Source organism: Peribacillus sp. YIM B13481 (assembly GCF_042787985.1).
Taxonomy (GTDB): Bacteria; Bacillota; Bacilli; order Bacillales; family DSM-1321; genus Peribacillus; species Peribacillus simplex_A.
Genome location: NZ_JBHZPE010000050.1, coordinates 18,598 through 30,499 on the forward strand (window position 1 = coordinate 18,598; position 11,902 = coordinate 30,499).

At 32.3% G+C, this 11,902-nt stretch carries 11 protein-coding genes; all 11 read right to left on the reverse strand.

Annotated features, from left to right (window positions below):
* Position 1: 1 nt before the first annotated feature.
* The 11 genes from ACFX4X_RS21085 to ACFX4X_RS21135 all read right to left on the reverse strand — a co-directional run bounded on the left by ACFX4X_RS21085 (position 2) and on the right by ACFX4X_RS21135 (position 11,748).
* A complete protein-coding gene (locus ACFX4X_RS21085) occupies positions 2–1,015 on the reverse strand; it encodes a PD-(D/E)XK motif protein (RefSeq protein WP_377386113.1) in 1,014 nt (337 codons plus the stop codon).
* Positions 1,008–3,701 carry a Z1 domain-containing protein gene (locus ACFX4X_RS21090; protein WP_377386116.1) on the reverse strand — a complete coding sequence of 898 codons (2,694 nt, stop codon included), beginning with the start codon at positions 3,699–3,701 and terminating at the stop codon, positions 1,008–1,010. Before ACFX4X_RS21090 ends, ACFX4X_RS21085 begins: the two co-directional genes overlap by 8 nt.
* Positions 3,682–5,166 carry an ATP-binding protein gene (locus ACFX4X_RS21095; protein WP_377386118.1) on the reverse strand — a complete coding sequence of 495 codons (1,485 nt, stop codon included), beginning with the start codon at positions 5,164–5,166 and terminating at the stop codon, positions 3,682–3,684. Before ACFX4X_RS21095 ends, ACFX4X_RS21090 begins: the two co-directional genes overlap by 20 nt.
* Positions 5,167–5,256: 90 nt before the next feature.
* A complete protein-coding gene (locus ACFX4X_RS21100; RefSeq protein ID WP_377386121.1) occupies positions 5,257–7,020 on the reverse strand; it encodes a DNA cytosine methyltransferase in 1,764 nt (587 codons plus the stop codon).
* A 737-nt stretch (positions 7,021–7,757) separates the two neighbouring features.
* Entirely contained in the window at positions 7,758–8,312 is a 555-nt protein-coding gene (locus ACFX4X_RS21105; protein WP_377386124.1) for a hypothetical protein, read from the reverse strand.
* Positions 8,313–8,443: 131 nt separating this feature from the next.
* Positions 8,444–8,893, reverse strand: coding sequence for an SMI1/KNR4 family protein (locus tag ACFX4X_RS21110; protein ID WP_377386127.1), 450 nt, complete (start codon positions 8,891–8,893; stop codon positions 8,444–8,446).
* On the reverse strand, positions 8,886–9,050 hold the full coding sequence (locus tag ACFX4X_RS21115) for a hypothetical protein (RefSeq protein ID WP_377386129.1): 165 nt from the start codon (positions 9,048–9,050) through the stop codon (positions 8,886–8,888). The genes ACFX4X_RS21110 and ACFX4X_RS21115 overlap by 8 nt, the downstream gene beginning before the upstream one ends.
* Before the next feature lie 178 nt (positions 9,051–9,228).
* Entirely contained in the window at positions 9,229–9,684 is a 456-nt protein-coding gene (locus ACFX4X_RS21120) for an SMI1/KNR4 family protein (RefSeq protein ID WP_377386131.1), read from the reverse strand.
* A gap of 110 nt (positions 9,685–9,794) precedes the next feature.
* Positions 9,795–10,409, reverse strand: a complete 615-nt coding sequence (locus ACFX4X_RS21125) for an SMI1/KNR4 family protein (protein WP_377386134.1) — start codon at positions 10,407–10,409, stop codon at positions 9,795–9,797.
* A gap of 108 nt (positions 10,410–10,517) precedes the next feature.
* Complete coding sequence (locus ACFX4X_RS21130; RefSeq protein WP_377386137.1) at positions 10,518–11,036, reverse strand: ankyrin repeat domain-containing protein; 519 nt, start codon at positions 11,034–11,036, stop codon at positions 10,518–10,520.
* A gap of 193 nt (positions 11,037–11,229) precedes the next feature.
* The gene (locus ACFX4X_RS21135; protein ID WP_377386140.1) at positions 11,230–11,748 is read right to left on the reverse strand and encodes a SecY-interacting protein Syd; all 519 of its coding nucleotides are present in this window, start codon (positions 11,746–11,748) and stop codon (positions 11,230–11,232) included.
* Positions 11,749–11,902: the final 154 nt, after the last annotated feature.

Below are 11,902 nucleotides of genomic sequence, written 5' to 3' on the forward strand. Positions count from 1 at the left end.
CTTATTTATTCAAATTGAATATACCTTCTAAAGGAACTTTAAAACTTTTACAATGTGTCATGTCAATTGAATATGAAACATTAGTAATACCCATTGGTAAGTTTTTTGAAGTTAGTTTAGGAAATTCTTCGGTTGCATTGTACGCTAATTCCTCATGTACAAAAAAGTAGTTTTTATCATAATCTTCACTAATAACGCCAACCTCAAGTAGTAAATCCTTAAATTGTACCGCTAAAGAAGGTGCACGATCAGTAAGCTGCTCTTCTATGGTTTCAATCAAAATTCGAAGAGACTTACCAGTTGAATCATTTACTTCAACCTTTAATATATATAAAAACAATCTATCAATAACTGGATTAATCTCTAATTGCTTTTCATTCGAAATTTTAATTTCATCTCTTATTTTAGGTGCGACTGTTTTAATCTCTACTCCACTATTCTTACTAACAAAATCGATTCGGTTTTTTAACGGACCTTTCCAATCTTTAATAATTAAAGGGGGCTCTTGTGGAAAAATTTCAAGCCATTTATTGATATAATAAAGCTCTCCAAATAGTCCCATTTCTTCTTCAAGGGTTAATTTGGTATCCCATTTTCTCTTAAAAAAATTATGCCAACGGTCTAAAACCTCATATACTACTGTATAAAGCGGCAACACTTCTTCAATTAAAATATGATTAACTAAATTTTGTAGCACTTGTTCAAATATTTCTTCGCTACCCTCTACATTTTGAGAAATTACTAAGAAATTTTTGTCCTTTAATGGACCAATTTGCGAAAAATATTCTTGTCCTATATCGATACCTCTCCATTTAGGGAAAGATTTCAATTGATCTTCCTCCCATTTTTCACTCGTAATATCAATATAAATACGTCTTTGCAAATTCAGTAAATCAATTCCAATTAATATAAAGGGTGTTTGAAAATAGATTGGCTCTAAGCGGTAAATTTCATCTGACTCCTCGTTTTTTGATTGTTCAATTAGTAACTTGAATCTTTCTGAGATATTAATCATTAGAAGCACCCTTTCCAACTGTATTGTTGTAAATGTAAACCCCTTCTTTCTTTGCTCTTTCATGATCAATATCTCCGAATGGTATTTCTACAATATCTGGAAAAGAAAAAGCTAGCCCAATCGGCACTAAATTTCCATTAAAATCGATTTTTAAATTACTAAATGATTTGACTTGTGGGTGTAATGGATAAACTAAAAGTAGCGGATTTTCATTTGCTCTTAACTCTATATTTACCTTTTTATCTGTGGTTCGATCTATGTCAATAAACTCTTGATTAGCTGCAACAATCGCACCTAAATCTACTACACCGATCCCTTTACTTTTATCCTGATCAATACTACGAATAACAGCACTTTCAATCGATAACTTCCCTAAATTTACTTTCCAAGGAGTAATCCCATTATCAATTGCCTTCTGGCTATTTAATGTAGCTTTCGTTATATCCACAACAGCAATATTGAATTTTTCAAACAGGCTTTTTTTATTCATATCGCTAATATAATCTGCAATTTTTTTGCTATTAACAATTCGTGCTGAAGAAACAGTTTTATATTTTTTTAAGAAATTGATAATAATCTGACTAGGGACATCTTTAGCAATATGGTACTTAGTGCTTTTACTAGTAGTTTCAAATTCTTGTTCTACACTATTAATGAAATGAACGGTAGCCTCCATATTATCTATATAGAATTCTTTGTTTTTCTCAAAGCTACGTGTTTGTTGCATTGTTCCTGTATAAATAATAGGAGACTCCGCCGTACCCATTTTTGCTGGACTAGTAACTGTCATTTTTTTATGCGTTAACATTCTTACTGCATATTCTTCTGGTGTTAAGCCATCTCTTGCTATTTTTTCAAACTCTTCTCTTAGCTCACTCATAACACCAGCAAGATACTCAAAATTCTCTGCAATTTCTTTACTTGTATAGATTCTACATAGGTCCATGTAACCGTTACGGAAGCCAAACCAACGTCCCATTTGCATTAGTGTGTCATACATTGAACTACCACGATAATAATAGGAAATCGTTAATCCTTCTAATGTTAAACCACGCGATAATTTATTTCCTCCAATTGCAATTACATACAGTCCGTTTTCTTTGTATTTATCATACTCAAGAGCATCTTCGCTCTCTCCGTTAATCTCCATCACTTCCACTTTACCTGCTACAGCTTTAATTTCTTTATAGATTTCTTCCCAAGCAAGAATACTAGATTGTTGTGACAATTCAAAACTACTTTGCACTTCTAAAAAATCTTTCTCGTACAGTTCTTGTAGCGTAGCTATGTATTCATTTTTCGAATTGTATATTAGGTCATTTGATAATTTCTTATAGAAACCGTTAATAACACCACACATAGAGTTTTGAACATCTGTAAGTCTTGAAGTATGGATTAACATTGAATTATGCTCACCAATCTGACCTCTTAAATTTCTAATAGCAGTCGAAAGTAAAAAGGCTAATATAGCTTCCTGCATAGATCTAGGAACTTCTGTAAATAATTCTGCATCATCTTTTGTTCTCATTTTATCTAAAATAACAATATCTTCTGAGCTTAAGTGCCTAATATACATAGGTTTATTGTCTTCTAAATAACCTGTTGTATTGAAGTATTCATCTGGTCCACAATAACCATCCGGTTTAGGCAATGCGATAACAAAATCTTTTGGATATAGATCCATTCCTACATCAGTATGGTTTGCATCTGCTTTTATTAGTAGATTAGCAAATGGTGTAGCTGTATAACCAACGTAGGATTTTTGATCAAACAAACTTAATAATTCCCTGATTAGACGATTAATTTTGCTAGGATTTTCAATATTTTTTTTAGAAGCATCAACACTAGCTTGATCTGCCTCATCATCTATAATTAATACTGGTGGTCTCATCTCTGAAAGCTTAATACTATTTCTTAATAAATCAATTAAACTAGGCAGTACATCTTTTTGTTTCTTTACAACAAGTAATATCGGCTTATCTAAATTTTTAATACCGATTGCATTATTGGTAGAAATGTCGTCTTGTACAGTAGTCCACGTCTCAATTTGTGTACCTCCTGTTTTAACTAGTGCTACACCCTGTTTTTCACCAGTAATTTTATCGACAGTACCAACTACTTCTCTTTCTAAACGTAGTTGAGTTTGAGAGCGTAAATCATTATGCATACCAGCTAAAACAATTACTAATTTATAGCCTACATCAAATGCTTTATTGATTAACCCTGTAAAGTTTGCTGTCTTTCCGGATTGTACATGTCCTAAAACTAATCCTCTTTTATCAAATGTCTCTGTACTCTTAGGATTTCCAATGCTTTTTAAAATATCGTTAGTTGTAACATTAATAGTTTCTACTGTATCACGTGGCCACTTTTTAATTTTTTGTAAATACTTTTCATATCGAGGCCAGAAATATGAGTAAGTCGGATGAGTATTTTCAAACCAAGGTATGTTATCATTACTTCTAATTGAATTTGCTTTACGCACATTTATCGAATCATATTTCGAATAGGCCTCTAAAGATAGGCTCTCTAAATCCTTTGAATCTAGATCCCCATAATCCTTAATGATTTTTTCTTGAGCATTTCTAATTGCTAAATCTAAAGGTTTATCAAAACCAGAATTCTTAAAAATTGTGTATAAATTATCTACTAAAACTAAATATTCTTCACGTATTTTTTGAAACATCTATGTTCACTTCTTTCTCAATGATTGTTTTAATCGTATAAATCTCAATACCTTCAAATCCAGCCATCATAGAGATTGTTTCTGCAACTTTATCAATATCTAGTTCAATACCTGAACTAAATAAAATTTCCGTATAATCTATTACCAAATTCTTTGATTTCTCATCAATCTGCTGCCCTTCTTTTTTTACCAAATTGGCAGTCTTTAAAAGATTATTAGGTGAACCTAGTTCAACCAGCTTAAGGTATACATTCAGCTTTCTTCTAGCATCAGAATTAATGATTTTTAAAATTTCTGTTATTACAGGATGTGTTCTATTTATAGTATAGGAACTATTTACATCATCTGTCGATAGTTCCCACGTATTTAAAGTCCCTTTTATTTTCTCACCTGTTCGTGTAGCTTTTGTACGATAGAGCATCATTTCTTGTGATATTTTTCGATAAAATTTTGCTATTGATTGTAAGTCTTCTCTCGCTTCATCAGGGACAGAAATTGTGGATTTTTTCACATCGATTTTCCAATCATCATCAGCATCATTTGAAAACTCTATTTTTATTCTGACCAGTTCTGATGGTACATCCTTTGGAAACATACCAAACCAATCACCAAAACTAACCATTCTATTTTCTCTATAAATATAAAATCCCTGTTGATCACGCCAGCCTTTTACACCACCTGCATGTTTATAATCTACTTGATTAAACGTAGATGGGTGGGGAAGCACAAAAGGGGTGACTTTTACCAGCTTTTTATTCACCCTAATCATTTGCTCTTCACCTTCAATCCGTCTTGTATTGCCTTGTAAAAACGGATTCCAAGGGGATAAAGTGTTACCGTTAATCGTAATTACTAGGCCTTTCTCTAAAATCACATGAAAGACCATTTCTAAGTATCTATGAATGCGCTTCACCTTTGAATAATAACTGTCTTGTTTCAACACCTTGTGCGTTCCAAAGCCACAAAATCTGTCTAGTCTATCTATAAAAACAATGGTTCCGCTATTCCCTTCTACTCGACCAATTTTATTTCTAATTTCATTAGGAATTGTTGTAAATAATAGCCATTCATTTTTATCACTGACATAATCTAAATCCCAACAGCGTTCAGAAATTATTCCATCCTTTTTTGTAATAATACATAATCGTTTCCCCATAGAAAATGACGCAGTTTTTAACCCCATCCCAAAGCGACCCAGCTCTTCCTTAGCTCTCTTTTCTCTGGGATCCTTTGATCCAAATGTCATTGCTTGCTGTATTTCTGCGCCAGTCATGCCTGTTCCATTATCTTCTATTTTGATATAACCATTTCCCATTTCATATTCAAATTCAATATGAATATATTGAGCTTTTGCATCAACACTATTATCAGCTATATCAGCAATTGCTGTTTGTGCATTATAACCTATACTTCTAAGAGCTTGAATTACAGGAGCTGCATTCGGTTGTGTTTGAATTGTAGCCATAATCTCCACCTATTTTTTACTTTTAAATTATTCTAACAAACTTTCAAAAAAAAAACAGCAAACCATTACAAATGGATTACTGCTATAATACTATCTAAATTCATCTTTTAAATATTGATTAGGTTCTTCCCCTAAATAATAAAGAATCTGTTCAGCCATTGCTCTTGCCATTAATGGCGGCACTGCATTACCGATTTGTTGATATTGCTTATCCTTAGATCCTTTAAAAATATAATTATCTTTAAAGGATTGTAACCTAGCTGCTTCTCTTATACTTAAGGCAACTGCATTTGTAGGATGTTGCCACATAGACTTTCGAACATTAATCACTGTTGGGGACGGGACATCATAATCTAATCTTAAATATATTGTATTTTGAGTTCTAGACGCATCAGTGTATGAAACGTCTTGAAGCTCTGTTGATAAACTATGAAAATTTTTACCTTCTTTATTTTTAATTTCTTCAAATCTCTGTTTACTCAATGGCTCACTGTCTGTATTAATATGATTATATATTATATTTTCTCCCATGCCAGAGCGATAATAATTTTGCATTTCGGTACTATTAATTTCAACGTTGTAAAATAACTTATTTTCCTTAACATTCTTTGTAGGATCAATTTTTTCTAAATCTCCAATTGCATCTCTTACAGTGAAATTCTTTTCAGCATATCTTTCTGGAAATGTAATTTCATCACATATTGTTGCACTCGATTTCACACCTAAAACCATAAACCTTTGACGTTTTTGAGGAACAAAATAATGATTAGAATGTACCGTTCCTAAAGTTATTTTATAACCTAAATGTTTAAAGAATTTTTCTAGATAAACAACAATGTTATAAGATTTGACTGCAACTACAACTTTTAAACTTCCATTTCCAAGCACTTTAGGATTTCCTATTTTTAAAATATTTTCATCTTCAATTTCTTTCAGGTACCTTAACAATTGATTGATTTCAACAAAACTTTGAAGATTGTTTAACATTTTTTCGTTGTCAATGTTACTACCGTTAGCTATCTTTTTAAATGTATGAATAGCTATATTCACTATATCCATCATTTGTTCTTCAGTATTCAATTCACCAAAATTATATCTTAAAAGAGAATCAATAATTTGTTGAATTTCTAATAGTTCTTTCTTTTCCTTAACTGAAGTTGGATTGTAAGGTTTTGTTTTCTTTAATTTACGAACTACACTTCTAATTCTAGAAAGCTCTGTTTCGCTTGTGATGAGTGGCTTAACATGTTTCATCTTTAATATTCGATTAATTAAATCTTTATATTCTTCTTTATCTGTTTCAAGTAGGATTAACTCTTCATCATTCCAAAAAGGATCTTCACCACCACTTATCTTCTGTAAATGTTGCTCAGAACTATAAGCATAAATCGAATCATCTGCATGTTCTGTAACAAAAAACTTATGGGTAGCAGAATTCATAGTTTTAACATTTTCCATTAGAAACGCTACTGGTCTAACTTTATCTATTGCACGTGCATACTCTTTTACGAGTTGATTATTACCTGAAATTAAATAATTCTTTTGCCTATTTGCATTTGAAAATCCTTGGCATGGTGGCCCACCAATTACTACTGTTTCTAAAGGATTTATTCCTTTTTCTATCATAAATTCCTCGAAATCAATGTCACTAATATCACTTATTTCACTATCGGAAGGTTTAATTATTATTTTTTTGTCACTTTGATGATTATATATATATGTCTCAATAGCTTCTTTATTAATTTCTACGGCCCCAACTATTTCAAATTTTCCTGTTTGCTGAAATCCGTTACTTAAGCCACCCGCACCTGCAAATAAATCTATTAGTTTATACTTTTTTTCTCTAACATTCAATTCTCTCGCCCCTATATAAAACCTTCTATAAGCAGCATATAACATTCAGCTACTGATTACAATGATTAAGCGAACGTATTTTCCGTTTTAGTTATATTACCATAATTAATTGGTTTCATATACCCACCAACGAAGACATCGTTATTTTGAGCAATACTGAATTTAATACCGTATGTAGCTTTGAAACAAATTTTGTAAATTAATACGATAGATGAACAAACAGGAAAAGTATGTTTTGAAAAAATTAATCAAAACATGCCCTTATCATATTTAATTGGGTTATTCCTTAAAGAGTGGACTTATCTCTGTTTTACAAAACCGTTAAATAGGCTAAAACCCCAAGCGATAATGCCACTTAGGCTAGCTTATCTTTTGATTTCCGCTTCAAAATGTTGGGTTTTTTATTCTTCCAAGTACTCAAAATTGCATGTAATTTTACGTCTTTCGTATAATTAGTCAGAAAAAACTCACCCCCATTGTTAGATAGTGTCTAACAATGGGGGTGCTTTTTATCCCCGTTGGTTTCTTCTAATGAAGGTGTCGCTTTCAAGCGTAATATTCGCTACTAGTTTGCTTGTTAGTTACTATGAAGATGGTTACGAATATACGGGTTGATGTAGGAGTTACCGTAATATTCTGTATCAATTTGACCGTTTTAGATATAGACAAGGGCGGTGCATTTTGCATTGACTTATTTCCTGTTACTTTTACCTACTGGATCCCTTTAAATGTAATCCCTACAATAGACCATCTATAGTCTGTTTTAATTCTTCATATGTACTTGGTTGAGCTATTTTTTTGAGTGAATTTAAAGATATTGTTTTCTGATGGGGAAAATGCATATCTAAGTCTTTAGTTAATGCAACGTAAAATTCCCATTGTGTCATATTTAATGGTTCAATTAATTCTAAATTTTTTTCTTTTAGTAAACAAAAGACATAAATATCTGCATTCCGTTTTACGGTCGGGCTATATGTATTTGTTTCATAATCATATTCTTTTTTTGCCCCAATACTAAAACTGATGTTTGAATATTTTTCCTTATGCCATGCTTGGATATACGCAGAGGATTTCACCTCGATTTTCATACCTTTATAAACTAAATCATATGCGTCCCATTCAACTCGTAATTGATTTAAACAGCCAAGGGCAGTTCCAATCAAAAACTCAGCAAAAATTCCCCTTAGGTTGTTTGTTAAAATTTTTGAAAATCCCCATTGCCAGAAATCTAACATAGTGTGGTCTGTTCCTAATATTGGGGTTTCTGATTTAAGAGGTTTATCATTATTCATTAATAACCACATCCTTTTATGTACATTTCGACAAGCTACCAACGTTCCCTAATACCTTTTATCTTCTCAATTAATTTTCACATAAACCCTATAAGGCATGTCCCATTTGTAATTGCTTCTAGTTATCTATTTTAAAAATCTTCTTCCCATGCTTCTTTTGCATCCAATAACCTTTGTGATAAAAACTCATAAAAGTTCTTTGCTGTATTGCAGTCATCAAGTCCCCCTTGTCTATTCCACGCTATTACTGGGCACTCATTATTCTCCATTTTGTTGATATATAAACAATAAAAATATTCTCCAGCATTTTCAATAACTACTATATCCTTAGCCAATCCCAACTCTCTATAACTCTTTGTATTAACAACAACTGGAGCTCTATTTGACTTAGCCACTCCTAAAATATCAACACCAAATGACCCACCAGAACCATAAGTCGTTAAAAACCACTTATAACTTTCTGGTAATTCCACCCCTAGCTCATTTTGGACAACATTGATTTGACTTTCATCTACTCCACCTGTAAAGTCATCGGATTCCTTATGTTCATTAATAAAATTTGTTAATTCCTCTTTATTCATTCAGTACTCCCCCTGCCAACAATAGTTGATTTTTAGGATTGTAAGGCTTTAGATTACTAATTGAGGCTAATTCTTTTGCCTTCGTAACGCTTTTTACTGTAGCCGCTTTTGTAGTGGCTACCCCAGGATTTGTGACAAAACCCCAAACTCCTGTCAAAAAGTCTTTACCTATATGAGCTGATTTGTTCCTTTTTCCGGTAGGATATGGGAATACGATAAATCTAAGTAATATATAAATGGATAGTTCCTTTTTGAATTTCTAAAGGCTCTATCCGCTTCTTCTTATATAAAAATACTTTTTACCACAAGCATGATAAATAAATTACCCTTAGCTTTTACCAATCTTCTTCATCTTCATCCCAGTTTTCTTTTGCCTCTTCAAGACTTTCGATCATATAGTCTAGGAAATTATTAGCTGCGGTAAAACCATATCCTTCTTGGTTATCCCAAAGAATCACTGGGCATTCTCCACTTTGCATTTTATTCGTATCGAGACAGTAAGCAAATTCATCAACATTTTCTATAACCACTATCCCGTCAATTAATTTATAATATTTCTGATAAGCTCTGGTGGCATCTACTACTGATGGACCTACTAAATCATATCCTATTATATCTACACCAAAAATCCCTCCTGAGCCATAGTTCCTTAAAAACCACTTGTAGCTATCCGGAAGTGGGACCTGTAATTTATTTTCAGTTTCTTTAACTTGATCTTCACTTACTCCACCTGTAAAATCATCACCTTCGCCATACTGCTTAATAAATACCTGTAAAGCTGAATATTTCACCAAAATCACCTACTAATATTGAATTTTCAAAAGTTTTTTCAATTATATGGTTGGTGCTATCCATTTAAAAGGTAAAAATAATAATACTGTTAACCAATAATGCTAACAATTTAATCATCTAATAAGTCATCATCTAGCCACAGCTCTACGTCAACAACATCAATATTCTCAGTTTCATTAATTAATTCTAACCCACTTAAAAAACCTAAGAATGTTTCCGATACAAGATGTATATTTTCCCAATATGAGTTAATGTCATCTGAAGCAACTTCTATTCCTACCATTATTTTAGCTTCACGTTCATTTTCATGGTTCCAGAAGTAAACTTTACCTATATAGCTTTTCTTTACTCCTATGCATATTAAATTTCCTCCTGGGCTTTCCCCAATTGGTAACATACAATCTGGCATTCGACTTAAATAACCTTCTATTTGGTCGAATAAATTATTTTCACCAGCTAATCCATAAAAACCTTCAAATACTTGAGTACCCTCCTTAGATGTCCAAGGTGATGTCTCAATCGGTTTATATGTTACCTCATTTTCAAAAAAAGTTTCATCATAGTTAAGAAGAAACTCCCTATAATCTTTTGGAATGTTAATATCATACATCGTCTCTATTCTCTTAATCTGATTTTCTCTTGAACTTAAAGAAAAGACTTCTTGTTTCTTAATATTTAAGGTGTTTAATTTATTTTCTATTTGATCTATATAATTGTTACCCAAAAATTCAAAGCCCTCCTCTTAAACCTGATGCAGCACAAATGTGTGGTAGCCAGTTTTCCGCCTAATTTTGACTATTACACCCTTTGGCTTTCATTAATTTTTCATAGACTAACTTGAAGACAGCATCAGATCCATCTTCTCCTTTAAATACTCAGCAATTTCTGTTTGCCCTCTTTCAATGGCAAATCCATAAGCATCCATATCTATCATGTTGTCACCAGAGTATTTTATAGGTATATCTATATTTTTCTCAACTAACAATTTAACAATCTCAAAATGACCACCATATATTGCAGCAAACAGAGGATTTCTATCTGGTTCACTTGTATCAATCTCAATATTCTGGTTAATGAGATATTCGGCAATATTTAAATGCCCTTTTGTAGCTGCTCTTTCAAGGGCATTTGTAGAAAAAGTTCCCCCCTGTACATTAGTATCTATCCCGGCATTAATTAGATATTCTATTATTTCTAACTGTCCAAAAGCTGCTGCTATATGTAACCATGTACCAAAGGGTGTCTTCCATTTTAACATTTCTGGTTCTTGCTCAAGCAAATCTCTTAACGTATCCAATTGGCCACTTTTTATGGCACCTCTAATGTCTTTCGCAATTTGAATTTTATCCATATAGTTTCTCCTTCATTTCCAAGGTCTTCTATATATCAATAATATCATCTAAGTCTGAACCCGCCTTTGTTCCTTTCTTGCGGCCTTTAGGAGGGAATATTGACGTACATAAAGATTTAATATATTTCTTCAAATTAAAAAGTTGATAGAACCACTTACCTCGGTTTTACCAACTTCTATTGTCTATATACGATTATCTTTTTAACCTTAGTTTAGAAATTAACGCTTCAATACTTTCTGAAATAATCTCAAATGAATTCCTTTCGAAATCCTCTAACTTTACTTTACCGTTCTCATTATCAATTACCACAAACAAACCATTCCCTTCAATACCTAAAGGGACATTTTCTAGTCTATTTTTATGATTGCTCTTATATCCCACTAAGGTCCCCCGGAATGAATCAAATTCGAAGTTTGGCAAAACCGCCTCTAATTTAATATAGGAATCATTTGAAAATCCGTCTAAATCAGCGAACCAATACGAATTAAAATATTCAATAATTGATTTATGGAATAGCACTTCTAAGTTCTCTTCTAGCTGCTTTAAGTCATGTGAAGTCGTTTTTTCTACAGGTTTCCATGTAATATAATCTTCTTCGTCAACTTCACCTTCATAAATTATTGAATTAAGCTCTCCAGTCACTGGAGTCTTAAATAAAAAGTCCATTCCTTCGTCCGCAAGCTCTTGTCTCATTCTGAAGTACTGGCCCATTGATTTCTTAATAGACAAAAATATCACCCATTTCTGTAAAGTTTTAATAAGGAAATAGAATTACAACCTAAAAAGTCTGGACAGGTTACACTTAGTTGGACAATAAAAATAAGGGCATGTAGAATCATACACAATAAGTGAGGAGAATCTACTA

What these genes read in the sequence shown, in the direction of transcription:
- ACFX4X_RS21130 (WP_377386137.1), bottom strand. Translation starts at nt 11,036, where the DNA reads ATGGATAAAATTCAAATTGCGAAAGACATTAGAGGTGCCATAAAAAGT.
- ACFX4X_RS21095 (WP_377386118.1), bottom strand. Translation starts at nt 5,166, where the DNA reads ATGGCTACAATTCAAACACAACCGAATGCAGCTCCTGTAATTCAAGCT.
- ACFX4X_RS21090 (WP_377386116.1), bottom strand. Translation starts at nt 3,701, where the DNA reads ATGTTTCAAAAAATACGTGAAGAATATTTAGTTTTAGTAGATAATTTA.
- ACFX4X_RS21135 (WP_377386140.1), bottom strand. Translation starts at nt 11,748, where the DNA reads ATGGGCCAGTACTTCAGAATGAGACAAGAGCTTGCGGACGAAGGAATG.
- ACFX4X_RS21110 (WP_377386127.1), bottom strand. Translation starts at nt 8,893, where the DNA reads ATGAATAAAGAGGAATTAACAAATTTTATTAATGAACATAAGGAATCC.
- ACFX4X_RS21105 (WP_377386124.1), bottom strand. Translation starts at nt 8,312, where the DNA reads ATGAATAATGATAAACCTCTTAAATCAGAAACCCCAATATTAGGAACA.
- ACFX4X_RS21085 (WP_377386113.1), bottom strand. Translation starts at nt 1,015, where the DNA reads ATGATTAATATCTCAGAAAGATTCAAGTTACTAATTGAACAATCAAAA.